Annotated in this window: 28 protein-coding genes; 13 read left to right on the top strand and 15 right to left on the bottom strand. The window is 65.6% G+C overall.

Annotated elements, in window-relative coordinates; translation table 11 throughout:
* Positions 1–88 precede the first annotated feature (88 nt).
* Complete coding sequence (locus EV191_RS23740) at positions 89–550, top strand: hypothetical protein (RefSeq protein WP_132879547.1); 462 nt, start codon at positions 89–91, stop codon at positions 548–550.
* A 91-nt stretch (positions 551–641) separates the two neighbouring features.
* A complete protein-coding gene (locus EV191_RS23735) occupies positions 642–1373 on the top strand; it encodes an EthD domain-containing protein (protein ID WP_165913074.1) in 732 nt (243 codons plus the stop codon).
* A gap of 40 nt (positions 1374–1413) precedes the next feature.
* Here the strand turns inward: EV191_RS23735 and EV191_RS23730 are convergent, their stop codons facing one another.
* Entirely contained in the window at positions 1414–2634 is a 1221-nt protein-coding gene (locus tag EV191_RS23730; protein ID WP_132879544.1) for an alpha/beta fold hydrolase, read from the bottom strand.
* A 165-nt stretch (positions 2635–2799) separates the two neighbouring features.
* Between EV191_RS23730 and EV191_RS23725 the strand changes: the two genes are divergently transcribed.
* The 3 genes from EV191_RS23725 (at position 2800) to EV191_RS30195 (ending at position 4804) form a co-directional block, all read left to right on the top strand.
* Positions 2800–3129: a hypothetical protein gene (locus EV191_RS23725; RefSeq protein ID WP_132879543.1), complete on the top strand. Its 330-nt coding sequence runs from the start codon at positions 2800–2802 to the stop codon at positions 3127–3129.
* On the top strand, positions 3126–4439 hold the full coding sequence (locus EV191_RS23720; protein WP_132879541.1) for a hypothetical protein: 1314 nt from the start codon (positions 3126–3128) through the stop codon (positions 4437–4439). Before EV191_RS23725 ends, EV191_RS23720 begins: the two co-directional genes overlap by 4 nt.
* Before the next feature lie 191 nt (positions 4440–4630).
* Positions 4631–4804, top strand: a complete 174-nt coding sequence (locus tag EV191_RS30195; RefSeq protein WP_165913073.1) for a hypothetical protein — start codon at positions 4631–4633, stop codon at positions 4802–4804.
* Positions 4805–4842: 38 nt separating this feature from the next.
* Here EV191_RS30195 and EV191_RS23715 read toward each other — a convergent pair whose 3' ends face one another.
* The 7 genes from EV191_RS23715 to chrA form a co-directional block, all read right to left on the bottom strand.
* On the bottom strand, positions 4843–5283 hold the full coding sequence (locus EV191_RS23715) for a cupin domain-containing protein (RefSeq protein WP_132879540.1): 441 nt from the start codon (positions 5281–5283) through the stop codon (positions 4843–4845).
* Positions 5280–6383, bottom strand: coding sequence for an Rrf2 family transcriptional regulator (locus EV191_RS23710; RefSeq protein ID WP_132879538.1), 1104 nt, complete (start codon positions 6381–6383; stop codon positions 5280–5282). Before EV191_RS23710 ends, EV191_RS23715 begins: the two co-directional genes overlap by 4 nt.
* Positions 6383–7360, bottom strand: coding sequence for an ABC transporter substrate-binding protein (locus tag EV191_RS23705; RefSeq protein WP_132879537.1), 978 nt, complete (start codon positions 7358–7360; stop codon positions 6383–6385). The genes EV191_RS23710 and EV191_RS23705 overlap by 1 nt, the downstream gene beginning before the upstream one ends.
* A gap of 11 nt (positions 7361–7371) precedes the next feature.
* Complete coding sequence (locus EV191_RS23700; RefSeq protein ID WP_132879535.1) at positions 7372–8493, bottom strand: LLM class flavin-dependent oxidoreductase; 1122 nt, start codon at positions 8491–8493, stop codon at positions 7372–7374.
* A 16-nt stretch (positions 8494–8509) separates the two neighbouring features.
* Positions 8510–9271: an ABC transporter ATP-binding protein gene (locus EV191_RS23695; protein ID WP_132879534.1), complete on the bottom strand. Its 762-nt coding sequence runs from the start codon at positions 9269–9271 to the stop codon at positions 8510–8512.
* Entirely contained in the window at positions 9244–10125 is an 882-nt protein-coding gene (locus EV191_RS23690) for an ABC transporter permease (RefSeq protein WP_243659180.1), read from the bottom strand. The genes EV191_RS23695 and EV191_RS23690 overlap by 28 nt, the downstream gene beginning before the upstream one ends.
* Positions 10126–10447: 322 nt before the next feature.
* Complete coding sequence (chrA, locus tag EV191_RS23685; RefSeq protein ID WP_132879532.1) at positions 10448–11824, bottom strand: chromate efflux transporter; 1377 nt, start codon at positions 11822–11824, stop codon at positions 10448–10450.
* A 262-nt stretch (positions 11825–12086) separates the two neighbouring features.
* On the opposite strand from chrA, the gene EV191_RS23680 reads away from it, so the two are divergent.
* Positions 12087–12632 carry an NADPH-dependent FMN reductase gene (locus EV191_RS23680; RefSeq protein ID WP_132879530.1) on the top strand — a complete coding sequence of 182 codons (546 nt, stop codon included), beginning with the start codon at positions 12087–12089 and terminating at the stop codon, positions 12630–12632.
* A 12-nt stretch (positions 12633–12644) separates the two neighbouring features.
* On the opposite strand, the gene EV191_RS23675 is transcribed toward EV191_RS23680, so the two are convergent.
* The 4 genes from EV191_RS23675 to EV191_RS23660 are packed head-to-tail and all read right to left on the bottom strand — an operon-like array spanning position 12645 to position 17515.
* On the bottom strand, positions 12645–14777 hold the full coding sequence (locus EV191_RS23675) for an acetate--CoA ligase family protein (RefSeq protein ID WP_132879529.1): 2133 nt from the start codon (positions 14775–14777) through the stop codon (positions 12645–12647).
* Positions 14778–14779: 2 nt separating this feature from the next.
* Positions 14780–15187 (bottom strand): Zn-ribbon domain-containing OB-fold protein, encoded by a 408-nt coding sequence (locus tag EV191_RS23670; protein WP_207894636.1) that lies wholly within the window; start codon positions 15185–15187, stop codon positions 14780–14782.
* Between the two features lie 4 nt (positions 15188–15191).
* Positions 15192–16346: an acetyl-CoA acetyltransferase gene (locus tag EV191_RS23665; protein ID WP_132879526.1), complete on the bottom strand. Its 1155-nt coding sequence runs from the start codon at positions 16344–16346 to the stop codon at positions 15192–15194.
* On the bottom strand, positions 16343–17515 hold the full coding sequence (locus EV191_RS23660; protein WP_132879524.1) for an acyl-CoA dehydrogenase family protein: 1173 nt from the start codon (positions 17513–17515) through the stop codon (positions 16343–16345). The genes EV191_RS23665 and EV191_RS23660 overlap by 4 nt, the downstream gene beginning before the upstream one ends.
* A gap of 260 nt (positions 17516–17775) precedes the next feature.
* On the opposite strand from EV191_RS23660, the gene EV191_RS23655 reads away from it, so the two are divergent.
* On the top strand, positions 17776–18408 hold the full coding sequence (locus EV191_RS23655) for a TetR/AcrR family transcriptional regulator (protein ID WP_132879523.1): 633 nt from the start codon (positions 17776–17778) through the stop codon (positions 18406–18408).
* Between the two features lie 12 nt (positions 18409–18420).
* Here EV191_RS23655 and EV191_RS23650 read toward each other — a convergent pair whose 3' ends face one another.
* The 3 genes from EV191_RS23650 to EV191_RS23640 are packed head-to-tail and all read right to left on the bottom strand — an operon-like array spanning position 18421 to position 20868.
* Positions 18421–19095: a PHP domain-containing protein gene (locus EV191_RS23650; RefSeq protein ID WP_132879521.1), complete on the bottom strand. Its 675-nt coding sequence runs from the start codon at positions 19093–19095 to the stop codon at positions 18421–18423.
* On the bottom strand, positions 19092–19943 hold the full coding sequence (locus tag EV191_RS23645) for a MaoC/PaaZ C-terminal domain-containing protein (protein WP_132879520.1): 852 nt from the start codon (positions 19941–19943) through the stop codon (positions 19092–19094). Before EV191_RS23645 ends, EV191_RS23650 begins: the two co-directional genes overlap by 4 nt.
* A gap of 1 nt (position 19944) precedes the next feature.
* Positions 19945–20868: an SDR family oxidoreductase gene (locus EV191_RS23640; protein ID WP_132879518.1), complete on the bottom strand. Its 924-nt coding sequence runs from the start codon at positions 20866–20868 to the stop codon at positions 19945–19947.
* Between the two features lie 205 nt (positions 20869–21073).
* Here EV191_RS23640 and EV191_RS23635 point away from each other — a divergent pair, with 205 nt between their 5' ends.
* From EV191_RS23635 to EV191_RS23615, 6 genes are all read left to right on the top strand, one after another.
* Positions 21074–21871: an SDR family NAD(P)-dependent oxidoreductase gene (locus EV191_RS23635; protein WP_132879517.1), complete on the top strand. Its 798-nt coding sequence runs from the start codon at positions 21074–21076 to the stop codon at positions 21869–21871.
* Positions 21868–22695, top strand: coding sequence for an acyl-CoA thioesterase (locus EV191_RS23630; RefSeq protein WP_165913072.1), 828 nt, complete (start codon positions 21868–21870; stop codon positions 22693–22695). The genes EV191_RS23635 and EV191_RS23630 overlap by 4 nt, the downstream gene beginning before the upstream one ends.
* Positions 22696–22852: 157 nt before the next feature.
* Positions 22853–23887, top strand: coding sequence for an ABC transporter ATP-binding protein (locus tag EV191_RS30390; RefSeq protein ID WP_207894635.1), 1035 nt, complete (start codon positions 22853–22855; stop codon positions 23885–23887).
* Complete coding sequence (locus tag EV191_RS30385) at positions 23887–24906, top strand: ABC transporter ATP-binding protein (protein ID WP_207894634.1); 1020 nt, start codon at positions 23887–23889, stop codon at positions 24904–24906. The genes EV191_RS30390 and EV191_RS30385 overlap by 1 nt, the downstream gene beginning before the upstream one ends.
* On the top strand, positions 24899–25855 hold the full coding sequence (locus EV191_RS23620) for an ABC transporter permease (RefSeq protein ID WP_132879513.1): 957 nt from the start codon (positions 24899–24901) through the stop codon (positions 25853–25855). Before EV191_RS30385 ends, EV191_RS23620 begins: the two co-directional genes overlap by 8 nt.
* Positions 25856–25866: 11 nt before the next feature.
* Entirely contained in the window at positions 25867–26751 is an 885-nt protein-coding gene (locus EV191_RS23615; RefSeq protein WP_132879512.1) for an ABC transporter permease, read from the top strand.
* Positions 26752–26758: the final 7 nt, after the last annotated feature.

Raw genomic sequence — 26758 nt, 5'->3', positions numbered from 1 at the left:
TAGGGATCTTGCGGTCGCATTACTCTACTATGATGCATAGTAGCATGGTGTCGGCAACTGACCGGGACCCGAAGACAGCGAGGCGTCGATGCTGGCTCGAATCGCTTGGCCTTATCGCGCCGCCTTGGCCGGCGTGCTCACCCTGTTGGTGGTCGGCGTACCCACCGACATCATCGACACGCCCCTGTTCTCGCGCGAGGTTCCGGTCCGCTGGTGGGAATACCCCGTACTCGCCGCCACTATCCTCCTCACCGCGGCGTGGTTCGCACTACCTGGCGCCACGGCGCTACCGGACCGTACACATCGGACACCACTGGGCGCCGTGCTGCTCGCGGTGTTCGCGGTCGGCTGCCCGGTCTGCAACAAGATCATCCTGATCGTGCTAGGTACCTCCGGCGCGCTGAGCATCTGGGCGCCAATCCAACCATTCCTTGCTTTGATTTCCTTGGCATTGCTCAGTTTCGCGATCATCCAACGCTGGCGCAAACAGTCCTGTAGCACGGATACCTGCGCGACTCAACCGGAAGAAGAGCCAGCGCGCAAGCCGTAGGACGAGTTATTGGTTGCGTTCGGCGGGTAGCGTGTCGGCCCCATACCCGCATCGCGTCGCCGTCCGTCGGATGTGCGGCGAGCTGAAGAGAATGGCGAAACTGACCATGTCCTACGCTCCCGGCGTCAAACTGATAGAACTCGTCTCACGCAACCCAGAGCTGCCTGCCGAGCGGTTTCATTACCATTGGCACGCGATCCACGGCGAGTTGGGCCGACTGTGCTCGGTTCAGGCCAATGGCACGATCAATCGGTACTGTCAGAACCATCGGATCAATCCGACGGTAGACGGTCTGGCACCCCTGGACTACGACGGCGTTGGCGAAATCTGGTTCGACAACGAAGCCGCAGTCGAACAACTGCTGCAGAGCCCCGCGTATCTGGAGAAACTGCGTCCCGATGAACCGGGCATGGCTGACCTGTCCAGTACGATCACTTTGCTCTGTCGGGAGCGCGAGCTACTTGATCGGGGTTTGTTGCCGGTCGGCACGGCCAAGATCACCGTCTCGATCAGCCGGCGAGCCGGGCTCGACGACGCCGAGTTCGAGGCGCGATTCGCTGCGCATGGCGAAAAGTTCCGCGACCAGCCCGGCCTCATCCAATACACCCAGTCACGGGTAGACGCGGCCAAGGCCTATGTACACCCGGATGGTAGCTCGCCTGGCGGCCAAATTGACGCGATCGAGCTGATAGCTTGGCCGGATCTGCTGAAGCTGGAATCCGCGTGGGGCTCGGTCGGCCAGGTGTACCTGGCCGGTATCGCCGAGTTCGCCGACGTCAATCGGTGCGCCGCAGTCATCACGGACCATCGTCGGATCTTCTGAATCTTCAGTCCCGGGTGGCTCCAGCACCACCGGCACGAACCTAGCCGGGATTGACCGCGGCCAACCCGTGCTCCGCGAGCAGCCAACCGGTCAGCATGGGCGTGAACAACCGCGACCGCACGGGTTTACGCATCCGTTCGATTCGATCGGTCAGCGCCGGCAACCGGTGGTGGCAACCGTTCGCGGTCGAGCGGGCTGCGAGGATCGCGGCGTTGGGGTGGAAATCAAGGAAACTGTGCGCCGAGTTCGCGAAGCCAACCAGTAGGCCGTCCGGGAGCCGCGCGGCGAGTTTGCGCGCACTTGGCCGGGCTGAACGCATATCCCGAGCGCCGGAGAGCACTACGGTCGGCCAGTCGAAATTCGGGTACGCGGCAAGCAGATCCACCGGTTCACCCACGAACGCGGGGAATCTGTCCGCACGGCGCGCGTACTGGAGCTGCGGATCAAGCGGTCCGCCATCCGGATCAACCGCGCGCAGTTCCCGGTAGTAGATCGCCCCGGCAAGATCAAACTCCATGAAATTCGGATGCCCACCATCGAGTTCCCTCGCGCCGAGGCCAGCCACCCATCGCCATGGTCGGTCCCGGCCGGCGCGAACCGCGTCCAGCAACCGCTCAAGCAACGGTGCGCCACCGAACTCGTAGACGGTCGGCACCACCGCCCCGGTGTCCTCCGCGCTGACCAGGCCATCGGCGACAAGCGCACGCAACTTCTCGGCGAGCGTGGCGGTATCCGGTTCGCTGCCATACCAGAACAGTCGACGCAGGTAGTCGCGGACCTCCACGTCGTCAGCCGCGACCGCTGAGGTGGAATCCAGGACCATCGCGTGCACCCGCTCCGGGTGCCAGGCACCGAACACCTGAGCCAGGTAGCCGCCGTAGGACGAGCCATACACCACGGCACGCTGGATATCGCAGTCGTCAAGCACCGTGACCAGGTCCGCGACCACCGCCTCGATAGTCATCGCGGACATCGGTAGATCCGCGCCAGCCGGATCGGTGCGGGAAAGCCCGACACCCCGGTGTTCGACCATCACCACGTCAAACCCGGCCTCCGCGGCGAGCTGGCGCACGCCGCGATACGGCAACACTGCGGCGAGGCCCGGGCCGCCGGGAATGATCAGCAATGGCGTGGCACCCGGCGTTCCCTGCCGCACGTAGCTGAGCTCGAACCGGGCAGGCTCACCTGGCTGGATTCGGCGGGACACGGTACGCACCCCGGGAAACCGCCGCAGCCGGTCCCGCGCTCGATCGTCTGCCATACCCACCCAACGGCCCCGAGCTTGACCGAGTTCCGAGGCCTCTGACCAGCGGGAATCGCCAGGTAAGACCTCCGTAATGGGCCGTAAGGAAACCCGCCCACATGCCTGCTCATCTCACCAGACAACACGTTCGGATACGTCGAGATCGGTTCGAGGGAGATGACGGTGACTGGATTCGCATTGTCCTCCGAGGAGATCGTCTCGGTCTGCCAGCGGATGCGCGGGCCGATCGAAGCCATGCGCGACCGGACGGCACCGCCCACGACCGACGCACTCGGACCAGGAGACTTTGGCGGTACTGAACAGGATGACCTCGCCGAGCTCTACCGCGAGGTCGTGACGGAACTGATCCCCGCAAAGCTGCGGGAGTTCGAACAGTCCGTCGCGACGATGAGCACCGATGTGGAAAGCGCGCTGCGCGCCTACCAGGACATGGACGAGCGGATCGCGGCCGATATCAGCGCGCTGTTCCACGAGGAAGCGAGCACGGCATGATGAGCGCGGAGCAGCAGCTCACGGAGCTGGAAACACGGTTGTTCAGCGAAGGATCGACCGGCGCGGGCAGCGCCGCTACCATCATGGACCTCGCCGAGGACGGCCTGCGGTTCTTCGCCAGATTTGGCCCGCTGTACGCGCGGCACACCGGCACACCCTTCGACTACCAGCACGGCATCGCGGAACCGGCCGCCAAATACCGCGAGATCGCCTTCGACAAACTTCGCACCGATGCCGAGACGCTCCGTGCGGCACGGACCGAGCTCGGCGAGGCGGGCACCGAGGTGGCCCATACCGCCGAGGATCTGTTCGGTGTGTGGCACGGCGCGGCCGCGAATCAGGCAGCTCATCGGCTCGCCGGGCTCATGTCGGCCAATACCGACGCGGGAGCACGGATCGACCAACTCACCAGCACCATCGAGGCGGTGGTGAACACCGCGGAACAGGCCATCATCCGCAACGCCAGAACGGTGCGCGCGTTGGCGCTGGAGGATATCGCCGGTCTGTCCGCCGACCAGGTGGCCACACTGGTGGATCGGGCGAGTAGCGATGCGCCGCCCACCGACGCCGAGCTGATCGAGCTGGCGAAGCTGGCAGGATTGCAGATCAACCCCCGCGCCTGCCGTACCGATCCAGAACTGGTCGGGCAGCTTGACGCGGATATCCAGGACTGGCTCAGCAACGTGTTCGCGCCGATCTTCGAAGCACGGCTGGACGCCTTCCATGCCGCCAGCGACGCCACGGAACAGCAGTTGCGAAACACCTGGGACGAGTTGCGTACCGCACTCAACGAGTTCCGGCCGGACGGCGCCGAACCGTCGCAATCACCTGCCGGACACGGTGGACCCGAGGTCGCGCCGGCGCCAGGCGATACGAACCCTGCCGAAGCGAGTCCAGCGGGGCAACCCGGTGCGGGCCACGGCGCACCCGGCACGCCAACGATGGGTTCACCGGCAACGGGTGTACCGAACCCGGGCACGCTGAGCACCGGCGCGATGGCACCCGCGGCGCTGGGTGGCAACGCGGGTGGCTCGCCAGGAAGTGAACCCCGCTCCCGGGGCGCGTACCGGTGCCGGGCCGACGGATCTGATGGGTATGCGCCGTCCACTGTCGACCGGGATGCCGGCCATGCCCGGCGGCGCGAACCAGCAGGCGGGTTTCGCGCCCTTCCTGCCGGGTGGCGCCGCTGGCGCCCGAGGAGGCGGTGGCGACGACGCGCATCAACGGAACGTGACGCTGACCGGCGAACCATGGCCGGATGTCGACGTGGACGAGCTGCCAAGCCCGGACCTGCTCGAGCGTGCGACTGAACCGGAACCCGAAATACCGTCGGTTCAACCGCTCGTCCCGGAACCGACCAGTCAGGATCTGGCCGTTTCACAAGAGTCCGATAAGGACGAGTTAGCGCCCGCCGGCCGCTCGATCATCGAAGCACTGCTCAATCCGGCCGAGCCGGTACCGCCCCGTTGACCAACAAACAATCCAGGGATGGTGACCCACCATGCGACACGCCAGCGACGAAATCAGCGGCCGGCTACGGGCAATGTTCCGTGCGGACGACGCGCGAGCCGAGCAGCTACGCGAGCACTGCGCCGCGACCGTCCGTGCTGGCGAACGCGCCACCGAGGAACTGCGCACTCGCTGGCAACTGCGGGCTGGTGCAGCTGCCTGCTGACGCGCGCCGAATGTCCTGGTTCAGCACAACCCAGCCGCTTACAGCGCGTACAGTTCGGGCAGGTTGACCACGATCGCCTCCTGGGTACTGCGCGAGATGACCACTACCGCCTTCTCGTTCGGATCCGGGTTCTCTTCGCGGTGCGGCACGTAGGGCGGCACGAAAATATAGTCCCCCGGCGCGGTCTTGATCCGCACTTCCTGGTCGCCGTCGTGGAATACGAACTCGGGATGCCCACTGACCACATAGATCGCGGTCTCCGATTCACCGTGATGATGGTTGTCCGAGGCCGTATCCGGAGCGACATGCGTTTCGCCCATCCAGATCCGTTCCGAGCCAACCCGCTCCCCACTGACCGCGGCCAACCTGCGCATGCCCTCGGTCTGCGCGGTATTTCCGTCGAGCTCCTCGCCGCGCACATGGTGCAATCGCGAGCGCAACGAGGGCAGGTCGGGGTGGAAGGCGTCGTGTCCGGTCATCGCTGTGTTACTCCTACTCGCGTGCTGGTTGAAACCCCGTTCGGGGCAGCATCGTCGGCGGCGATCGTCGCGATCGTCGTATTGTCCAGTAGCTCGCCGATGGTCATCTCGAGCCGTCGCCAGAGCCCGCTCCCTACTCCCCCTGCCGGGCCGCTGATCAACGAGCCGTGAACGACGCGGACGAGCTCAGCAACGGACACCGTCGCCGGCTCCCTGGCCAGCCAGTAGCCGCCCTCGCAGCCGCGCTGACTGGCCACCACCCCCGCACGGCGTAGCTCCACCATGAGGTTCACCAGGGAATTCAGCGGTATCGACGTCCGGCGCGCGATCTGTTCACAGGTCAACTGCTCGTCCTCGGTGCGGGCCAACGCGATGAGTGCCCGCACGGCGTAGTCCACCTTCGTCGACACCTGCACCAGTGCGGCGCGCCGAGTACGGCCGCCCCGATCCACGTCCGGCAGCGGCATGATCATGGCGCCCTGACCGATCTCCTCGCAGAACAGCACGATCCGTGCCGCGACGCTCCGGTGAAACTGATCATTGAGAATATCGTGCACTCCGCCCTTGACGAGAGCAAGCGAAGCCTGCGGCAGCCGCGCCGCAAGCTTACGCACCGGATCACTCGGCGTGATCTGGTCCAGCTCGCCGTGCAGCAGCAGAGTTGGCACCGAGGGAAGCCGCTCCGGCGCGGCGCCGGCATCCTCGGCCAGCGCACCCCAGCGGAACTCGGCATCGGCGCTGAGCAGTTCCCGATGCACTGGGCAGGAGGTACGCGCGGCCAGCTCGTCCACCTGGTCAACGGGCACCACTGGCGCCGACAACGGCGTACCGGCGAGCACCAGCCCATCCAGTTCCACGGTCAACGCCACGGACCAGGCAGCAAGCGCGCCGGTATCGGCGCCAATGAGGATGCGCGCGCCGCGATGCTCGCCGCCGTACCAGGCTGCCGGGTCCCACTCGCCGGGGTCCGGCACGAGTACCCGGTAGCCGTCCAGCGCGATCCGGCGGCCGAACCTGGCATAGACCCCAGGGTGCTCGCCCCTGCCGGGCAACAGCACGACGGTGCCCCTCGGTGAGCGCTCAGGTATCCATTCCGCCATCAGAGCTCGCTCACCACATGCTCGCGAATGGTCAGCGGCTGGCGTAGCACACCGAACCCGCGGTAGTTGTCCGCCACCTCCTGTAACTGGCGCACTACCTGGTCGGTCACCGGTTCACCGGTGCGTTTCGCGCGCTCGGTGACCGCGCTGGCCACACTCTCCGGTCGGCCGGTGAGCTCCGCGTACAACCGGGTGTATTCGTCGTGATTGTCCAGTGCCCACCGCAGTGACCGGTTGTACCGTTCGACGAAGTCCCTGATCGCCGCGCGTTTGCCCGGGTCGTCCAGCGCCTCCTGGTAAGCGTCCAAAAAGGTCAACCCATGGGTGAGGCCCTGCGAGTCGCGCAGCACCGTAGCGCCCTGCTCCACCTCTGCCGAGGCGGTATACGGGTCCCATGTGGACCACGCGTCGATCGCGCCGGAGCGTAGCGCCGCGTTCGCGTTGACCGGCTCGAGAAAGCTGATCCGGACATCGTCGGCGGCAACGCCCGCCTCGTCGAGCGCGGCGAGCAGCAGATAGTGCCCGATACTGCCCTGCGTCGTGGGCGAGACGGTGCGTCCGCGCAGATCCGCGACCCGCTTGATGCCGGAATCGCGCGGTAGTAGCAGCGCGAGGCCACCCTGGCTTGGCGAGCGGATCGCGGAGACAATCTTGATGTTGGCACCGGAAGCGAGCGCGTTCAAGGTTGGCGCGTCCCCCGCGATACCAAGATCGATAGCACCGGAGGTCAGCGCTTCCAGCAACGGTGCGGCAGCCGCGAAGTCCGCCCAGTCCAGCTGGAACTCGATGTCCTCCAGCTCCCCTGCCGCCTCCATCAGTGCTCGTTGCTGCCGTGCCTGATCACCAACCGTGAGCTCTACTTCGGACAGATTGACGCTGCCGTCGGCGGCGACGGTGCTGTCGCCGCAGGCGGTCAGCGCGACGGCCGAGGCACCGAGTAAACCGAGGAAGGTTCGCCGCGCTAGTGGTTGATGCATCCTGACCCCCGTTACGCCGACCGCGCGGCATTGGCGCTGGCTTCGCGGCGGGCAACTTCCTGGCGGACCAACGGGATGAGCTCCTTGCCGTAGTCAATGGCATCATCCAGCGGGTCGTAACCGCGGATGAGCAGGGTGCTTACGCCGATGTCCACATAGTCCAGTAACGCGGCAGCAACCTTCTCCGGAGTTCCGACCAGCGCCGTGGAGTTCCCCGCGGCATTCGTCGCCGCGGCCGTCGGTGTCCACAACGCACGGTCGTGCAGTTCACCGCTCGCCGCCGCCTGCAGCAGGCGTTGCGAGCCGACATTGCTCACCGCTGGTCCACTTCGTTCCTGACCGAGCGGCCCGGTGAACGACCCGTGACCACCACTGGCGGCGTTGATCTCGGCGAGCACGCGATGCGCGCGCTCCCAAGCTTCCTCTTCGGTCCGGCCGAGGATCGGCCGGAAGGACACACTGATACGGATATCCGACCTGCCTGCCGCCGCCGCTGCTTCCCGTACCGCCACGATCTGCTCGGCGGTCTGTGCCAGCGGTTCGCCCCACAGCGCGAACACATCCGCGTGCTTACCGCCGACCCGGTACGCGGAAGCCGATGATCCGCCGAAGTACAGCGGGATCCGCGGCTGCTGCATCGGATGCACCTTGGTGCTGAACCCCTCGAAGCGGTAGTACGCGCCCTCGTGCGAGACCGGTCCGGTTTCGGTCCACGCGCGGGTTAGTACGTCCAGGTACTCGTCGGTGCGGGCGTACCGGTCCTCCTTGGTGAGGTAGTCACCATCCCTGCGCTGCTCGGTATCGCTGCCACCGGTGATCACATGCACCGCGATCCGACCCCCGGAAAGCTGATCAAGCGTCGCGAAGGTTCGGGCGGCCAGTGTCGGTGCGACGAACCCCGGCCGGTGCGCGATCAGGAAGCCAAGCCGTTCGGTGTGCGCCGCGGCATGGGCGGCCAGCTGGGTACCGTCCGGACTGCTCGACCCGTGGCCGATGAGTACCCGGTCGAAACCGGCGTCCTCGTGCGCCTTCGCGAAACGCGCGAGAAAGTCACCGTCGACCGCGGGGCCGCTCGCCCGGTGGATCTCGGACACGTGCTGTGCCCCGATCATTCCGATGAACTCGATAGACATATCCATTACCTCAGCGTCAGGTGGTTGCGGAGTCGCCGGCGGGTACGCCCAGCCAGCTCAGTAGTTCGGTACGGTGCGCAAGAAAATCCGGGGTGTCGGTCGCCCTTGGCCGTGCGGCTTCAACTGGCTGGTCGTAGGCGATCCTGCCGTCACGCAGGACGAGCACCCGGTCGGCAAGCCGGAGTGCTTCGTCCACATCGTGCGTGACAAGCAGTACGGCACAGCGGTGTTGCTGCCAGAGTTCGGCGACGAGTGCCTGCACCTTCAATCTGGTCAGCGCGTCGAGTGCGGAGAACGGCTCGTCGAGGAGCAACAGATCCGGCGCCCGCACGAGCGCACGGGCAAGCGCGGCGCGCTGTGCCTCCCCACCGGAGAGCACCTTCGGCCAGACATCCACCCGGTGACTCAAGCCGACTTCGGCCAGTGCCTGCTCGGCGCGGGCACGATCGGCCTTACCTGGCAGACCGAGCACGATATTGCGCCAGACGCGTTTCCACGGCAGCAGTCTCGGTGCCTGAAAGGACACCGCCCTGCGGGTGGCCACCCGGACGGTTCCGGTGATCTCCCCGTCCAGGTCGGCGAGAATCCGCAGCAGTGTGCTCTTGCCGCACCCGCTCGTTCCGAGCAGGGCGACGAACTGGCCCGGTTCGATGTCCAGATCGAGCCCGTCAAGCACGGCACGGCTGCCGAACCGGCGGGTCAAACCCCGTACCATCGCTGGTTTTTCGTACTGCCCCGTGTCCGATCCGGTCAGCTCCCGCGAAACGCTGGTCGCCATGCCAGCACCGTCCTTTCCAGAGTTCGCACGATGAAGTCAGCGAGCAACCCGAGTACCGCGTAAAGCACCAGACAGACCACGATGACGTCGGTCTGGAAGAACTCCCGCGCGGTGTTCATCTCGTAGCCGATCCCGGAAGTGGCGTTGATCGTTTCGCCGAATACCAGTGCCAGCCACGCCGAACCGAGCGAGTAGCGTAGGCCAACCAGTGCGCTCGGCATCGCGGCTGGCAGCACCACATGCCGCACCTGGGCGAACCAGCCGAGGCCAAGCGTTCGAGCAGCTTCCATCAGGTTGGCGTCCACATTGCGAATTCCGCCGTAGATATTGAGATACAGCGGGAAAGTGACGGCCAACGCGATGAGGATGACCTTCGGCTCCTCGCCAATACCGAACCAGATGATCAGCAGCGGAATCAGACCGATCACCGGTACGGTACGCAGCATCTGCATCGGCGCGTCGATCAGGTCCTCGCCCCGGCGAAACAGCCCGGCGAGGGTCGCGAGCACAACCGCGGCGAGCAGGCCAAGCGCCAACCCGACCAGTACCCGCTGAGTCGAAACGGCAACCGCGTCCTGCAGTCGCCCCTGCTGCCACATCTGCAGCGCCGTATCGAATATCTGCGCCGGCGAGGCCAGTGTCGCGCGATCGAGTACGCCCACCGAACTCAGTACTTGCCACAACGCGATGAGGCCGATCGGGCTGAACGTTTTGAACAACCATCGCGGTATTCCGCCGCGTGACTTCGTGCGGCTGCGCCGAACCTCCGTGACGGCGATGGGACTTCGGTTGTCGAGCTCGGCACGTCCATCCACCGGCCGATCCGTCCGCCGGTCTTCACCGGAAACAATCACTACGACTCCACCAAGGCAGCAGTTGACAACCGCACACCAGGGAATCTCGTTCTACCGGTGCGGGTCGTGACATACGGGCGATCTCGCGTCGACAATCGGACGCGCGGAATCAGTAATACGGATGCGCTAGCACGAACACAATGCCGAACAGACGCGGGCAAAGTCCACGTATCCTCGGGTAGTGAGGATGGAATCGCGCGTCATGCCGACGACATTAGCCGAGCCCACGTGGCGTGTAAACCCAACTCGATAAACCAGGATTGCGAGCCACGCCACGGTTTCCCGGAATCTTTTTTTGCGCAATGAATTTAATTCCGTGCAACTAATTGACGGGTATTCCGACCATTCCGGCGACCAGCCCCAACCCGGCGGCCAGCAGCAGTACCCGCGGAATCGACCAGCGCAGCCCGAAAACCATGCCGAAGGCCAGCACGGCGATACCGAACGCCAGCGGTCGCGCGCTGGCGAGCTCGGGAATGGCCAGTCGCAGTGGCCCGTAAGCGATCTCGGTGACCGCACCAAACAGGGTGTGGTTCGCGAAGTACGCGGCGAGGTTGGCGATCACGCCGACCACCGCCGCGGTGATCCCGGTCAACGCGGCGCTCAGCGCGGCATGTCGCCGCAGCTGCTCGATATAGGGCGCGCCAAGCAACACGAACAGAAAGCTCGGCACGAAGGTCACCCAGGTGGTCAGCAGCGCGCCGAGGACCCCGGCCAGCCATGGGTCAAGCGCGCCAGGATTGTGGAACGCGCCGAGGAATGCCACGAACTGCACGACCATGATCAGCGGCCCGGGAGTGGTTTCCGCGAGCGAGAGGCCACGCACCATGTCGCCGGCGGTCAGCCAGCCGTAGACCTCGACCGCGCGTTGCGCGACAAAGGCGAGCACCGCGTAGGCACCGCCAAAGGTGATCACCGCGGTCCCGGAGAAGAACAAGCCCTGACTGGTGAACACGCTGCCGATACCGGTAAGGCTCGCGACAAGGACCACCGGGGTCGCCCATAACACCAGTCCGATACCGATTACCCGCAGCGAACGCCGCCAGCTCGGCCGCTCGTGATGCAACGCGTCGTCCGGGATGAGCGGGGCCGGTCCGTCATCGGCCACGGCACCCGCGGATGTCCCGATCGCGTGCGGCGACCAGCGGTGCAGCAACCAACCGGCGAGCGCGGCAAGGCCGACAACCAGCGGGAAGGGTATAGCGAAGGCGAACAGCGCCAGGAACGCCGCGATCGCGATCAGCAACAGTGCGGGGTGCGCGAGCGCGCGTCTGGCCAGCCGGACAAGGGCCTGCGCCACGATCGCCAGGACCGCGGGGGCGAGCCCGGCGAACATCGCCGTGACGATCGTCGTCTCGCCATAAGCGACGTAGACCACGGACAGCGCGAGTAAGACGAGCACACCCGGGAGCACGAACAGCGTGCCGGCGAGCACCCCGCCCAGGGTTCCATTCAACAACCATCCCGTGTAGACGGCCAGCTGTTGTGCCTCCGGGCCCGGCAGCAGCATGCAGTAGTTCAGCGCATGCAGGAAACGACGCTGGCCCAGCCAGCGTTTCTCGTCGACGAGTACCCGTTGCATCACCGCGATCTGGCCAGCTGGCCCACCAAACGTCTGCAGCGCGATCGCCGCCCAGGTGCGTACGGCGGTCGCCAGCGACACCGTGGCATGCTTGTCGTTCGGTTCTGTCCCGGCCATCGGAGGTACTGTAAACAGTCACCCCGTCGAGTTCACTCGTTGAGACGGGAATTCATCTCGTTGACCACTTTCCGACAAACTGCTGTACTCGGCGAATGGCAACCACGCAGCGGCTCGTCCGACGTCGGCACGTCGACTTCTGCCGTGTTGCCGCCAGTTCCTGTCCATAGTTCGCACATTCCGATCCCAATTCTTCGCGATTCTGTGACCATGCCCGGGTTTACTTGCGGACAGCCGGGCAGGTGATCTGAGGAACTGACACATGTCCACTATCGTGCTGCTCAGCAGTAGTCCCCTGCGGCCTTCCCGGCTGGAAGCCATTACCACCCAAACCTGCCGGACCCTGTCCGATTTCGGACACCGAGTGCGGACCATCTACTTGCGCGACGTACCGCACTCCGCGCTCATGGCAGGCAACGACGCGCATCCCCGGGTGCGCAGCACACACCGATACCTCGATGGCGCGGAGACGCTTGTCGCCGTGACACCGACCTATCACCTCACCGCGAGCGCCACCCTACTCGGCTGGCTGGACCTGGTACCGCGAGCGACGTTGACCGGACTAGCGGTGCAAGCCATCAGCATCGGTACGGCTCGCAGCCATGCCGCCGGAATGGATGCCACGCTGGCCGCGAAACTACGCAGACGCGCGCCAGCATCGGTGTTGCCCGGGTGCTTTGTGGACCAGGAGTGGCTGACCGACCGCGCGGACGGCTGGGTACCGAACGAGCTGCTGACCACCCGGATCGCGGCGGCAGCCAGCGCGGTATCCGGGGCAGCCGCCGCGCGGACCGCGCTGGCTTCTTAGCGGGCCAGCAGATCACGCCACGGCCGGCCGCCAGGTAATCAGCGCGTCCAAGGCTTCCACCGTGGAGCCGCGCACCAGCAGTGGATTGACCTCGAGTGAATCGAGCTGGTCACCGATTCCTTCGGCCAGCGCGCCGATCCGCACCGCTACATCGACGATCGCGTCCACATCGGCCGGTTCGCCGCCGCGCGCGCCACGCAGCACGTCGAAACCGCGTAGCCGCTCGACCGCCGCACGCACCTCGGCATGCCCTGCCGGGAGCACGCAGAGCGCGGAGTCCCGCAACACCTCCACCCACATACCGCCGAGGCCGACCGCCATCGTCAACCCCCATGTGTCGTCCCGAACCACGCCAACCAGCAGTTCCACACCACCGGAGCGCTGCGGCTGGATCAGGGTGCCGATCCCGGTGGCGCCGCGCGCCTGTAGGGCCGCGCGTACGTCGTCGTGAGCTTGCCGAACCTCGCGCGGGTTGGCCAGTCCCAGCCGGACACCACCGATATCACTCTTGTGTCCCAAACCATCCGCGACCGCCTTCAGCACCACCGGATAGCCGAAACCCTCCGCCGCGGCCACCGCACTGTCCGAATCGGTCGCTAGTTGCGCGGGAACAACCGGGATTCCGTTATCCGCGAGCAATGCGGCCGCTTGCTGTTCGGTCCACATGCCGCTCGGTTCCCCGGCGATAACCGGTTCCGCGGGCCGCACCTGCCGAGGTACCTCGTCCCATATCACCGCGGACCAGCGCGCCGCGGCCCCGATGGCGGTCATCCCGTGTTCGATACCGCCAGCCACATAGGGGAACCCTGTTTCGTGCTGCACTCCACGACCAAACGCGGTGACGTCCACGAGTACGTTGCTGACCACCACGACGGGTACCGGCGCCTGCCGCACTCGTTCCACGGTTGCTTGGTACATCCGCATCGCCAGGTCCACGTTCGCGGGTTCCACCCTCGGTAGATCGGAGACCAGCACGACGAGGTCGATCCCGGGGTCCCGCGATACGACCTCCATCGCTCTGCTCAGCAGCGTGCGATCGACGACCACGTAGCCCGTAACGTCCAGCGGGTTCTGGGCCGTGGCGAACTCGGGCAGGATCGCGTCCAGTTCCGCACGGGTAGTTTCGGCGAAGGCCGGGATATCCAGGCCTTCCTCTTCGGCCCGGTCGGCGATGATCTCCGATGCTCCGCCGGAGGCACTGACAACACCGATCCTGGTGCCGCGCAACGGGGCAAGCTCGGTGAGCAAACCCGCGGTCACGAGCAGGTCCTCGAGCGAGCGCACCCGCAGCACCCCAAGTTGCCGAAAAGCCGCGTCCACGACCGCGTCATCGCCGACCAGCGCGCCGGTATGCGCCTGCGCGGTGCGCGAAGCCAACTTGCTCGAGCCGATCTTCAGTACCACGATGGGCTTGCCGGTGGCCGCGGCCCGCCGTGCCGCGGCGGCGAACTCCGCCGGATGACGCACCGATTCCAGAAAGAGCGCGATCACTTTCGTCCGTGGATCATCGATCAGGTAGTCGAGCACATCGTTGACCGAAACCACGGTTTCGTTACCCATCGCGGTGAGCAGGCTCAAGCCGATGTTCCGTGCTTGGGAAAAGGTCAGGATCGCACTGGCCAGTGCACCGCTCTGCAGTACGACACCTACCGAGCCGGAAAGCAGCGGAGCCGGAATCGGCAGTCCGTACGGCGTGATCGATGCCGCGGCATTGATGAAGCCGTTACCGTTCGGGCCGAGCACGGTAAGCCCGTGCGCGACCGCAAAGTCGTGGACCTCGGCTTCCCGCCGCGCGCCTTCCGCGCCGATCTCCCCGAAGCCCGCGGTCAGCACCACATACTGGCGGATACCCAGCCGCTCGCCCTCACGCAGCACGGAAAGCACCGCCGCCGTCGGCACCATGACGTACACGAGATCAACCGGTGCGCCAATAGCCGAAAGCGACGAATGCGCCTGCTGGCCGTGCACCTGTTCGGCACGTGGATTTACCAGATATACCGGGCCAGTGAAGCCGTTGTCCCGCAGGTTCACGAAAGTACTCAGTGACCAGCCAGACTTATCGGTCGCGCCAACCAGCGCGATCGACGTTGGGTTGAACAGTGCCCGGATCGACTCGGCACGGGAGGCGCGTGCGACAACACTCATCGCTACCCCACCGGCTCGAAACAGGCGTATACGCTGCCCGGCTCGCCGGTTTCGGCTCCGCCGAGGCTATTCGGGGCGAGACGTACCCGATCCCCGATCTGCACCGAGCCTGGTTCGGCGAGAACTCGCGTCATCATCCGCACTCCCTCGTCCACATCGACCAGTGCGACGATGAACGGCGCCTGCTCGGCGAACTCACCGAACGCCCGATGCGGCACGGTAACGGAGTACACGGTTCCAGTGCCGGCCGCGGTAAACCAGCTCAGGTCGGCCGCGAAGCAATGCGGGCAGACCGATCGGGGATAGAAGATCGCCCGCTGACATGCGGCACACCGCTGCAACCGCAGCTCGCCCACGAGTAATCCTGCCCAGAATGGCTCGCTTTCCGGGTCCACGACGATGTGTACCACGTGGTCAGCTCCTTCCGAGTAGGACGGTCGAGGTCGACGAGAGCACGCCACCGGTGCCATGTACCAGCGCGACCTCCGCGTCGGTCACCTGCCTGCGCGGGTCGGTCGCCGCGTAATCGTGCCGTAGCTGCCTGGTCGCCTCGATGAGCAGAAAGATGCCGTACATGCCGGGATGGGTATAGGAAAGGCCGCCACCGTTGGTGTTGATCGGAGTGCGGCCGCCAGGAGCGGCGTGCCCCTCGGTGAACAGGTCCGCCGCCTCACCTGGCTTGCAGAAACCCAGTGATTCCAAGGTAAGCAACACCGTGATGGTGAACGAGTCGTAGATTTCCAGCACGTCGATGTCGGCGAAGTCGATCCCTGCCGCTCGCATGGCCCGTGGCCCCGAGCGCGCCGCGCCAGTGACCGTGAGGTCGGGCATATTCGTGATCGTGCTGTGCGTCGTGGTTTCGCCGTGACCGAGTACCTGAACCGGTCGAGTGGCAAGGTCCGCCCAGCGGTCCTCGGCAACCAGTACCACGGCCCCGCCGCCATCGGTGACCAGACAGCAGTCCAGTTTGTGCAATGGCTCGCAGATCATCGGTGACGCCAGCACCTCGTCCACGGTGAGTGGATCCCGGTGCAGTGCCACTGGGTTCAGCTGGGCCCATTTCCTGGTGCTCACCGCTACCTCGGCGAGCTGCGCGCCACTGACCCCGTACTCGTGCTGGTACCTGGCGGCCGCCAGCGCGTAGGCACCAACCGGCAGTGGCAAGCCGAACGGCCGGTCGTACTGCTCGGTCAGGGTTGCTGGTCGTGGCTGGTTTCGGGAACGATCGCTGCGTTGCGTACTACCGTAGGTAATCAGTGCCACATCAATCATGCCGGCCTCGATCGCGGCCGCGGCGTGGCCGATATGCGCCTCGAACGAGGATCCGCCGATATTCGTACTGTCCAGATAGTCCGGTCGGATACCCAGATACTCGGCCAGCGCGACCGCCGGCGACCACGACCAGTTCCCAGCAACGAACAACGCGTCCACATCGTCCCTGCCGAGCCCGGCCTCGGCAAGTGCCGCCCGACTCGCCTGCACCTGCTGGGCAAGCACGGTCAGATGTGGTGTTTTGCCCAACTCGGATTCGGCCACTCCCGCGATGGCCGCGCGCCGCCGCCCCGTCATTCGCCAACCCCGCCAAGCTTGGCGTATCCCTTCAGTAGATTACGCGCGATCGTTCTGCGCTGGATCTCGTCGGTGCCCTCGTAGATCCGCAACAGGCGAAGTTCGCGGTACCACCGCTCGATCGGCAGTTCCTTGGTGTAGCCCATCCCACCGTGGATCTGCAACACCCGGTCCACGACGTCATTCGCCATCCCCGCACCGTGCAGTTTCGCGATCGAGGAGGCATGGCGCGCGTCCCTACCTTGCTGCACCTGCCATGCCGCGTGCAGGGTGAGCCATTTCGTTGCCTCGATATCCACCTGGGAGTCCGCGATCTGCCATTGAATCGCCTGATACTCCCCGATCGTCCGACCCATCGACTGCCGGATGTTCGCATAGTCGATCGCCATCTGCAGCATCCGCTCGGCAGCGCCGATCGCGCGAGCCGGGATCAGGTAGCGGCCCTGGCCGATCCACCGCATGGCGAGTGGGAAACCTTGGCCGAGTTCGCCGAGGATATTGCTCTCCGGCACTCGCACGTTGTCGAAAACCAGTGCGGCAGGGCCCCATTGCCCCATGGTCGGAATAGGCTCGGACTTCCAGCCCATATCGCGATCGACCAGAAAACAGGTGACCCCGCCGTCCGCGCCCCGCTCGGGGTCGGTGACCGCGAAGACCATCACGAAATCGGCCTCGTTGCCGCCCGTGATGAACGTCTTCTCGCCGTTGATCACCCAATCGCCGCCGTCCCGCACCGCGCGAGTGCGGATATTCCGCGCGTCCGAGCCGGCGCCAGGTTCGGTGATCGCGAAACATGATCGTCGCTCACCAGCGATCGTCGGCAACAGGTAGCGCTGCTTCTGCTCGGCATTGCCCGCATACAGGATGTTGTCCGCACTACCGCCGAAGCTGAACGGCACGTACGTTCGGCCAACCTCGATCGAGAGGATGGCCGACATCACCGGCCCCAGCTCCATGCCGCCGTACTCCTCGGGGGTGTTCACGCCCCAGAAGCCCGCTTTCCGGGCCTTCTGTCGAAGCTCGGTGACCACAGCCGGATCCACCGCGGGCTTACCCGCTCGCTCGTTCCGGAGCACCTCCGACTCGAGCGGCATCACCTCATTCGCGATGAACGATCGAACCGTGTCCCGGATCTGCCGTTCCTCGTCGCTGAGCGAAAAATCGACCATCTGTGGTGTCCTCTCTGGTCACCTGGGATACCGGTAAGCAGCAAGGTGTGATTTCATTTCTAGAATGATGCTCTACTACTGATTCAGCTTGCGGGCCGGCATGCCAGGCTGTCAAGGGAAGGCCGACGGTTTCCCTCGGCTGCGCGCCACCGACTCGCCGGATCGACCCTGGCCGTCCGGTGGCTCCCCGGGATTCTAAAATTGCGTTCAGCAACGAAGGGGATGTTCGCTGTTCAGCGCGGGAGGAGCTCTGAGCTTTGATGGCACGTAAGGCAAGCGGCAAGCCAAGCAACGCTTGGCAATGGAGCCGCACGGCGGAGACCCGCAGGGTTCTGCTGCAGGCTGCGCGGGAGATCTTCAGCGAGCAGGGCTTCTCCGAGGCGAGCGTGGCGGATGTGGTGGAGCGCGCCCAGTCCAGCGTGGGCAGCCTGTACCACCACTTCGGCGGTAAGACGGAGCTGTTTCTTGCCTTGTGGGAGGACCATTACCTCACCCACGAGGAGCAGGCGAGCACCGCGGTCGCCAAGGCTCGCGCGGACGGCGTCGAGGAGCCGCTGCAGCTGTTCATCACCGGGGCGAAGGCCTACCTGGAGTGTTCCTGGCAACGTCGCGATCTCGCCCGCCTGTTCATGGATGGCGATGGCCCGCCGGGGTTCGAGCTGGTCCGGCGCCGCCGCAACCGGGACTGGGTTCGACAGAACGCGGTACTGCTCGGAGCTGGCACGAACCCGGTCGACCGGGTCACCGTCGCGGTACTCACCTCGATCATCGGTGAGGCCGCGCGTGAGATAGCCGTGTGCAACGCCAAGCGCGAGGCCAACAAGGTGATCGCCGCGGCGATCGCGCTGATCCGGCGGCTGGACCCGCTGAGCATCGAGGATCTGCTGGACTGAACGCGTGGCTGGTTAGCGGGCAAGTGGATCGTGTGGCCGATACTCCCCAGTGATGCGCGCATCCGCCAGCTTGCGAAGGAAGTCCGCCGGCCCGTCGAAATCGGGCATCAGCAGGTAGGCGCCGCCGATGCCCGCCTGGTCATGCGCATCGGAACCGGCGGCCATGGCGAGTTCGCGCGCCGCCGCGTAGTGCATGGCGCGTTGATTGTCCTGCTCGTCCACGACCTTGGCGTTGCAGACTTCGACCACATCGAGCGCGCCCGCCGCGCATAGTTCGTCCATTCCGGACCGGCCGAGTCCACGCCGGTTCGGGTCAAACGGATGCGGCGCGTAGACGATTCCGCCCTGATCCTTGACCCGGCGGACGGCATCCGCGAGCGGCAGCACATACGGAACCCGCTCGGTGAGGAACAATCCGATGATCTCGCCGGCGTGCGTGCGGATCTCCTCGCCGATGATGATGCGTACTCCGGCCATTTCCTGGTGTGCCACGTAGGCGCCGTCCAGGGTGTGATGGTCGGTCACACAGAGCACGTCGATACCCTCCGCCACGGCACGGGTACCGAGTTCGGCGATGGTGGTGACGGCATCCCCGGAGAACGCGGTATGGAGATGACAGTCCACGCGTAACCAGCCTTCGGGCGCGGTTACCGAAGGCAGCCGCCAGCCTTCCGGCGGTGTGGTCACGGCTCCCGGACCGTGACCTCGCCACGGTCGATCACCACGGTGCCGTCCGCCTTACTGGTACGAAACCGGCTGGTCGCCCCGTCCTGCCAGATCGAGACCCGCAGGGTCTCCCCAGGAAACACCGGATTGGAGAACCGGCCGGACATTCCAGCGAAGCGCGCCGGATCGGAATCGGCGAGCGCGTGCAGCAGCAGGCGACCGGTGATCCCGTAGGTACACAGCCCGTGCAGGATCGGCCGGTCGAACCCGGCACGAGCGGCGAACTTCGGGTCGGAGTGCAACGGGTTGCGATCCCCGCAAAGCCGGTAGAGCAGCGCCTGTTCCGGTCGGGTGACGCAGCTGACCTCGATATCGGCGGCCCGCTCGGGTTCTGGCCATTCCCGCCGGGGCCCCCGGTCACCACCGAAACCGCCCTCACCATGGATGAAGACCGAACTGCGGCTGGTCATCATCGGCGCACCGGTGTCCGGATCGACGGCCCTGGACTCGGTGGCAACCACCGCTGCCGAGCCCTTGTCATGGATTCCGGTGATACGTGCGGTAGTACGGACGCCACCAGCCGGCGGCAACGGCTGATGTAGCTCGAACTCCTGCTCCGCGTGCACCAGCCGGGCGCGATCGAAATCGCCGAGTTCCAGGCCATGTGGCGCCTGCGCGGCGAGCACCGCGAAGGTGGGCAGCACCTGCTGTGCGACTCCGTCGGAGTTCTCCGTGGTGAACGGGAGTTCGCCAACCGGATCATCCGCGCCGGCACCTACGGCCACGGCGTAGAGCAGGGTGTCGGCACTTGTCCAGGTCCGCTCGTGCGGTTGTGATTCGACACCGACGGCCGCGTGGTTCAACGCCATATCACTCGTCCCATCCTTCAGGCACGCCATTGGTCCGCGCGTTCGGAACCGCCTTGGCCACCAGATCCGGTATGACGGCGCCGAGTTCGGCCGGATCCCATCGCGCTTCCTTGTCTACCCCGGGGCCCGCGCGCCAGCCCTCAGCCACGCTAATCGAACCGCCGCGCACATTGAAGACCCTGCCGGTGATCTCCTTTGCCTCCGCGCTGGCCAGCCAGACCACCAGCGGGGCGATGTTGTCCGGCGCGGCCGGATCGAACTCCCCAGCCTCCGGTTTGACCCGATCCGGCCGCAACCCCTCCGTCATCCTGGTCAGCGCACCTGGCGCGATCGCGTTGCAGGTGGTCCCGTAGCGGCCGAGTTCGCGGGCGGCTATGACGGTCAACCCGGCGATCCCCGCCTTTGCCGCGCCGTAGTTGCCCTGCCCTGGATTGGCATAGATCCCCGAAGACGAGGTGGTGTTGATGATCCGGGCGTCCACCTGCTTGCCAGCCTTCGACTTCGCCCGCCAGTACGCCGCGGCGTGCCGCAGCGGGGCGAAGGTTCCGCGCAGGTGCACCCGGACCACCGAGTCCCATTCCTGCTCGGTCATGTTGACCAGCATGCGATCCCGCAGGATCCCGGCGTTGTTCACCAGCACATGCAGCTCGCCGAACTCGTCGACCGCCGTGTCCACCAGGCTCTTCGCCTCGGTGAAATCCGTGACGTCAGCGCCATTGGCGATCGCCGTACCTCCCTCGGCGCGAATCCGCTCGACGACCTCGCCAGCGGGACCATCCGAGGATCCGCTGCCATCCACCTCGGCGCCAAGATCATTCACTACCACCTTGGCGCCCTGCCGGGCGAACTCCAGCGCGTGCGCTCGGCCAATGCCGCGCGCCGCCCCGGTCACGATGACTACTCGACCCGCCACGATACCGCTCATCCCGCACTCCCGGCTCGGTCTCGGCACAGCCAGTTTTAGAACAGTTTTCTAAAATAGCTTGGCGCCTTCCGCTGCCCGCTGTCAACCTGCGGATCCGCGCGATCAGCACTTCCGCCGACCGCCTTACTAGAATATTGTTCTAGTAATTACGCATGCGATACATCCTTTATGGACTCTTCGGCAAGCGCGAGAGCAAGGAGCGGCAATGGGGCAGCTGGACGGAAAGGTCGCGCTGGTAACCGGCGCAAGTAGAGGGATCGGAACGGCGATTGCCGAGCGGTTCGCCTCGGCTGGCGCGGCCGTGGCCGTCTCGGCACGTACCGTGGACGCGACCGACGCTCGGCTACCTGGCACGATCGGCGATACCGTCGCGCGGATCGAGGCGGCTGGCGGTACGGCCTCCGCGCATCGCGCGGATCTTGCCCATGCCATGGACCGGCAGGACTTGATCGAGTCCGTGCTTGATCGCCATGGCACCATCGACATCCTGGTGAACAACGCGGCGGTCACCTACTTCACGCCCATCACCGAGTTCAGCGCGCGCAGGTTCGCCCTGATGTTCGAAGTACAGGTGACCGCGCCAACCCACTTGGCGCAGCTGGTCATCCCCACGATGCGAACCCGAGGTCACGGCTGGATCCTGAATATCTCCTCGATCGCCGCCTGTCATCCCCGCCAGCCGTACCAACCACGGGCGATGCGCGGCGGGACGGTTTACGGTATGTGCAAGGCCGCACTGGAGCGGTTCACCAGTGGACTGGCCGCCGAGCTGCAGAACGCCGACATCGCGGTGAACTCGCTCGCGCCAAACCGGGTTGTGCCAACCCCTGGCACCGTGTTCCACCAGCTCACTACCGAGAACGATCCGGAGTCGGAACCGCCATCGGTGATGGCCGATGCCGCGCTCGAGCTGTGCTATCGGCCCGCGACCGAAATGACTGGGCGGATCGCCTACTCGGCCGATCTGCTGCGCGAACTCGGCCATCCGGCCGCAATCCCGTGACGGCCGAAGCCACCGAACAGTCGGCATTGGACGAGCTGCTTGCGGTGCTGGACGTCCGGCAAACCGCCACTGACAGCTTCACCGGACCGAATCAGCCGGTGCCGACCCAGCGACTGTTCGGCGGCCAACTGCTCGGTCAGGCACTGGTTGCCTGCGGTCGCACGGTGCCGCCGGCGCTGACCATCCGCTCGCTGCACGCGTACTTCCTGCGTCCCGGCGATCCGCTGGTGCCCGTGCACTACACGGTGCACCGATTCCGCTCGGACGGACCGTCCACGATCAGACACGCCGAGGCCACCCAGGACGGCACGGTCGTGTTCAGCGCTTTCGCCGCGTTCCACGAGACGACGCACCTCCCGACGACAAGTACGACGTGTCCGAAACCGGCAGCCCCCACCGAGGGCCCCTCGGAGTTTCCGTTCCACACCGGTCCTACCGCGCGCCCCGGCCAACCGATCGAACTGCGCGCAGCGACCTCTGGCGCCACCGGCGTCTGGCTGCGGCCCACCGCGCGGCTACCGGACGATCCGCTGTTACACCACGCGCTGCTGGCCCATCTATCGGATATCTCGCTGCTCCGCGCGGCTGTCCGCGAGCACCGCAGAGAAACCGGCACCGCACAGGGCGATGCGGCCAGCCTCGATCATGCCATGTGGTTCCATGGCGTCCCCCGCCTGCGCGACTGGTTGTGGTATGCCACCACGAACCCTTCCGCGCATGGCAGCCGAGGCCTCGGCCTTGGTCGCATGATTGATCAATCTGGCACGCTGCTCGCCACCGTTGGCCAGGAAGGCCTCTTTCGCCCACGACGCCAGGCAAGGTAACTCCCGGCGAACTCTTGACAGTATGCGTGAGCGGCGTCACTGTAGCACTCAGTTCTAGAGTCAGATTCTAGTCAGCAGCACCCTTCGGAGTCAGACGTCTGAGGAAGTGCGGCGGGCTCAACTACCGCGGCACCGATACGATGGCGAGGACTGGCCAATGTGGCCGAATGCCGAACACGAGCAAACCGTTCCGCTGCTTCGAGTCGCGGATCTCCGGGTGGAGTTCGATACCGCACGCGGCACGGTGGAAGCCGTCAACGACATCGGATTCGAGGTTTCCGCCGAGCAGACCGTAGCGATCGTCGGTGAGTCCGGATCGGGTAAGAGCGTCACGGCCCTCGCGGTGCTCCAGCTACTCGATGGCGGCCGGATCGCCAACGGCCAGATCGTCTGGGACGGCCAGGATCTATCCGCCGTGGACAAATCACGGATGCGTGGTATCCGTGGCGAGGACATCGCGATGATCTTCCAGGACCCGATGACCTCACTCGATCCGCTCTACTCCATCGGCGACCAGATCGTCGAGGCGATCCGGTTGCACCGCAAGATCAGCAAGACCGAAGCACGCGACCGCGCCGTCGAGCTGCTTGGCCAGGTCGGCATTCCGGACGCGCGAACCAGACTTCGCGCCTACCCCCACGAGCTCTCCGGTGGCCAGCGGCAACGGGTCATGATCGCGATCGCACTGGCCTGCGCGCCGCGTCTGTTGATCGCGGACGAGCCGACCACCGCACTCGACGTCACCATCGAGGCTCAGGTGCTCGAGCTGATCAGGGATCTGCAACGGCAGTACCAGATGGCCCTGGTGCTGGTAACGCACGACATGGGCGTGGTCGCGGAGATGGCCGACTGGGTGGTGGTGTGCTACGCCGGTCAGGTCGTCGAGCAGGGGCCCGCGGGAAAGTTGCTCACCGATCCGCAACACCCCTACACCGAGGCGCTGCTGACCGCCATCCCGACGCCGGAGACGGACAAGTCACAGCCGCTTGGCGCGATCGGCGGTGCGGTTCCGGCACTGCACGAGATGCCGCCCGGCTGCCGGTTCCAACCACGCTGTCGGCACGCTTGGCAGGACTGCACCCAACCGCCGCCGGTAGTCCGGCTGGACGGTGGTCGGTCTAGTCGGTGCTGGCTGCGCGCGCCAGCACCGACCGAATCGCGCCGTGCTGAGCCAGAACAGGAGCTCGCCTGATGTCCGCGATCAGCAACTCGGCCACGCCGGAACCGCTTCTCGAGGTCCGCGACCTGGTGAAGCACTTCCCGATCACCAAAGGCTTGCTCAACCGCACGGTGGGCAAAGTGCACGCGGTCGACGGGGTCACGTTCCGGATCGGCCGCGGCGAAACCCTCGGTCTGGTTGGCGAATCAGGGTCGGGCAAATCGACCGTGGCGCGCCTCGTGCTGCGCCTGCTCGACCCAACCAGTGGGCAGATCCACTTTGCCGGTACGGAGTTGACCAGGCAGCGTCCCGCCGAGCTGAAGCGATTGCGGCGCAAGCTCCAGATCATCTTTCAGGACCCCTTCAGCGCGTGCGATCCGCGGATGACTATCGCGCAGGTCGTCACCGAACCACTCGAAGCACACCGGATCTCCACCGGTAAGGCGGCGCGCCGCACGGCGGCGGAACTACTCGAGCGAGTCGGGCTTGCCGCCTCCGATCTGGACAAGTACCCGCACCAGTTCTCCGGCGGACAGGCCCAACGAATCGGCATCGCAAGGGCACTGACCACCGAGCCGGAGCTGCTGGTGTGCGACGAGGCGGTCAGCGCGCTGGACGTCTCGGTGCAGGCGCAGGTGCTCAACCTGCTCCGCGAGCTACAAGGCGAGCTCGGACTCGCCTACCTGTTCATCGCGCACGACCTCAACGTGGTGCGCTATATCTCGGACCGGATCTGCGTGATGTACCTCGGCCAGTTCGTCGAACACGGACCCGCGGACGAACTACTCGCCGAGCCGCAACATCCCTACACGCGGAGCTTGGCGGCCGCGATCGCGAGCGCCGATCCGCATCGACCGCCGCGCTGGGACCGGATCATGGCCAGAGGCGAAGCGCCGAGCCCCAGCGCGCCGCCATCCGGCTGCCGGTTCCATCCGCGCTGCCCTGCCGCGTTCGAACCCTGTACCAACAAGTTTCCTGTCGAGTCCACAATGGGCGAGCGCACGGTGAGCTGCCATCTGCACGACGCGGCGGAGGTACTGAGTCATGACTGAGTACGTGATCCGCCGGCTGCTCTATGGTCTGCTGGTCGTCTTCCTTGTCACGGTCTTCGTCTTCCTCGCGCTGCGGCTGATTCCCGGTGACGTCGTTCGCCTGCAGCTCGCCGATGCGCCAGGGGTGACCGAGGAGCAGGTCGACAGGCTGGCCGCGGAGCTCGGCCTGAACCAGCCGCTGTTCACCCAGCTCGGCACCTTCCTCGCCGATGCGGTACGCGGGGACTTCGGACAGTCCTTTCAGGATGGTGAACAGGTAACCACACTGATCGGCGAGCGCCTGCCAATAACACTGCAACTGGGCGCGATGGCCGTGCTGTTCGGCGTGCTCGCGGGTATCCCGCTCGGCGTCCTTTCCGCCGTCCGGCGCAACAGCTGGCTCGACCAGAGCCTCCGGTTGGTCTCGGTGGCCGGGATATCCATCCCGAACTTCTGGCTCGGCCTGCTGATGGTGACCTACCTGGCGCTACTGTTCACCTGGTCACCACCGCTGGTCTACCAGGGACCAACCGAGGATCTGTCAAGCAATCTGGTGCATCTCGCCCTGCCAGCGCTCGCTCTCGGTACGTCGACAATGGCCAGCATCGCCCGAATGCTCCGCTCCTCGTTACTCGAAGTGTTGCATTCGAACTTCATCCGCACGGTTCGCGCGAAAGGCGCTTCGGAACTTCGGGTGATCGGCAAGCACGCGATGCGTAACTCCGTGGTTCCGGTGTTTTCCATTCTCGGCCTGCAGGTCGGTCACATTCTGGGCGGCACGGTAATCCTGGAGTCGATCTTTGGCATCCCAGGCATGGGCATGCTGATCTTCGAGTCCGTCCAGATGCGCGACTATCCAGTGGTGCTCGGCTGTGTCGTGGTCTATGGCGCGGTGTTCGTACTGATCAATCTGATCGTGGACGTCTGCTATGGCGTGATCGATCCACGTATCCGTTATGCGCGAACCTAGGGGTGAGCAAGATGAGCACACTCGATCACCGGCCGGCCGGCACTGGGCGGCTCACCTCGTTCGGTCGAGGGCTACTTCGGTTCGCGCGCACTCAGCCGTTCGGCTCGATCGCACTCGGCGTGATCATCATCTTCGTGCTCGCCGCCTTGTTCGCGCCACTGATCGCCCCGTACGACCCGGTCGCCCAGCACCGGGATGCGATCCAACTGCCGCCAAGCGGTGAGTTCTGGCTGGGCACCGATGATCTCGGCCGCGATGTGTTCAGCAGGGTGCTCTATGGCGCCCGTACCTCGTTGCTCGTCGCGCTCGCGACGCTGGCGACCGGCGGTGTGCTCGGCAGCGTGATTGGCATCTTCTCGGGCTACTTCGGCGGGCGCTGGATTGACTCGGTACTGCAGCGCGTGATGGACACCCTGATGGCGATCCCCGGCATCGTGCTGCTGCTGTTCGTCGCCGCACTACTCGGACCGAGCGTACGCAATACGATCATCGCGCTCAGCCTGCTTGTCATCCCTTCGTTCAACCGGGTCGCGCGTGGCCAGATGCTCCAGATCAGAGAAGAGCTGTACGTGACCGCGGCGCGGGCGAACGGTTGTGGTGTGCTGCGCATCCTGCGCACGCACGGGTTGCCAAACCTGCTTGCGCCGATGCTCGTGGTGATGAGCCTGATGCTGGCGATCGTGATGATCGCCGAATCCGCGCTGAGTTTCCTCGGCGTCGGCACCCCGCCACCCACTCCCTCCTGGGGGCTGATGCTGAGCGATGGTTCGCGCTATATGGAGATCGCGCCGTGGATGGTGGTCTTCCCCGGCGGGATGCTCGCCGTGGCGGTGCTCGCGTTCAATCTGCTCGGCGACGCGCTGCGCGACTTCTTCGATCCCAAACAGATCCGTTGAGGAGCAC

Source organism: Tamaricihabitans halophyticus (assembly GCF_004340875.1).
Taxonomy (GTDB): Bacteria; Actinomycetota; Actinomycetes; order Mycobacteriales; family Pseudonocardiaceae; genus Tamaricihabitans; species Tamaricihabitans halophyticus.
The sequence above is the reverse complement of the archived record's forward strand: the minus strand, read 5'-3'. Positions and strand labels throughout refer to the sequence as shown.

Excerpts from the sequence above, each read along its gene's own strand:
- EV191_RS23695 (WP_132879534.1), bottom strand. The coding sequence starts at position 9,271 with ATGGCGACCAGCGTTTCGCGGGAGCTGACCGGATCGGACACGGGGCAG.
- EV191_RS23715 (WP_132879540.1), bottom strand. The coding sequence starts at position 5,283 with ATGACCGGACACGACGCCTTCCACCCCGACCTGCCCTCGTTGCGCTCG.
- EV191_RS23635 (WP_132879517.1), top strand. The coding sequence starts at position 21,074 with ATGGGGCAGCTGGACGGAAAGGTCGCGCTGGTAACCGGCGCAAGTAGA.
- EV191_RS23700 (WP_132879535.1), bottom strand. The coding sequence starts at position 8,493 with ATGTCTATCGAGTTCATCGGAATGATCGGGGCACAGCACGTGTCCGAG.
- EV191_RS23680 (WP_132879530.1), top strand. The coding sequence starts at position 12,087 with ATGTCCACTATCGTGCTGCTCAGCAGTAGTCCCCTGCGGCCTTCCCGG.
- EV191_RS23730 (WP_132879544.1), bottom strand. The coding sequence starts at position 2,634 with ATGGCAGACGATCGAGCGCGGGACCGGCTGCGGCGGTTTCCCGGGGTG.
- EV191_RS30385 (WP_207894634.1), top strand. The coding sequence starts at position 23,887 with ATGTCCGCGATCAGCAACTCGGCCACGCCGGAACCGCTTCTCGAGGTC.
- EV191_RS23655 (WP_132879523.1), top strand. The coding sequence starts at position 17,776 with ATGGCACGTAAGGCAAGCGGCAAGCCAAGCAACGCTTGGCAATGGAGC.
- EV191_RS23735 (WP_165913074.1), top strand. The coding sequence starts at position 642 with ATGGCGAAACTGACCATGTCCTACGCTCCCGGCGTCAAACTGATAGAA.
- EV191_RS23705 (WP_132879537.1), bottom strand. The coding sequence starts at position 7,360 with ATGCATCAACCACTAGCGCGGCGAACCTTCCTCGGTTTACTCGGTGCC.
- EV191_RS23720 (WP_132879541.1), top strand. The coding sequence starts at position 3,126 with ATGATGAGCGCGGAGCAGCAGCTCACGGAGCTGGAAACACGGTTGTTC.
- EV191_RS23665 (WP_132879526.1), bottom strand. The coding sequence starts at position 16,346 with ATGACGGGGCGGCGGCGCGCGGCCATCGCGGGAGTGGCCGAATCCGAG.
- EV191_RS23675 (WP_132879529.1), bottom strand. The coding sequence starts at position 14,777 with ATGAGTGTTGTCGCACGCGCCTCCCGTGCCGAGTCGATCCGGGCACTG.
- EV191_RS23645 (WP_132879520.1), bottom strand. The coding sequence starts at position 19,943 with ATGGCGTTGAACCACGCGGCCGTCGGTGTCGAATCACAACCGCACGAG.
- EV191_RS23620 (WP_132879513.1), top strand. The coding sequence starts at position 24,899 with ATGACTGAGTACGTGATCCGCCGGCTGCTCTATGGTCTGCTGGTCGTC.
- chrA (WP_132879532.1), bottom strand. The coding sequence starts at position 11,824 with ATGGCCGGGACAGAACCGAACGACAAGCATGCCACGGTGTCGCTGGCG.
- EV191_RS23740 (WP_132879547.1), top strand. The coding sequence starts at position 89 with ATGCTGGCTCGAATCGCTTGGCCTTATCGCGCCGCCTTGGCCGGCGTG.
- EV191_RS30390 (WP_207894635.1), top strand. The coding sequence starts at position 22,853 with ATGTGGCCGAATGCCGAACACGAGCAAACCGTTCCGCTGCTTCGAGTC.
- EV191_RS23710 (WP_132879538.1), bottom strand. The coding sequence starts at position 6,383 with ATGGCGGAATGGATACCTGAGCGCTCACCGAGGGGCACCGTCGTGCTG.
- EV191_RS23660 (WP_132879524.1), bottom strand. The coding sequence starts at position 17,515 with ATGGTCGATTTTTCGCTCAGCGACGAGGAACGGCAGATCCGGGACACG.
- EV191_RS23640 (WP_132879518.1), bottom strand. The coding sequence starts at position 20,868 with ATGAGCGGTATCGTGGCGGGTCGAGTAGTCATCGTGACCGGGGCGGCG.
- EV191_RS23615 (WP_132879512.1), top strand. The coding sequence starts at position 25,867 with ATGAGCACACTCGATCACCGGCCGGCCGGCACTGGGCGGCTCACCTCG.
- EV191_RS30195 (WP_165913073.1), top strand. The coding sequence starts at position 4,631 with ATGCGACACGCCAGCGACGAAATCAGCGGCCGGCTACGGGCAATGTTC.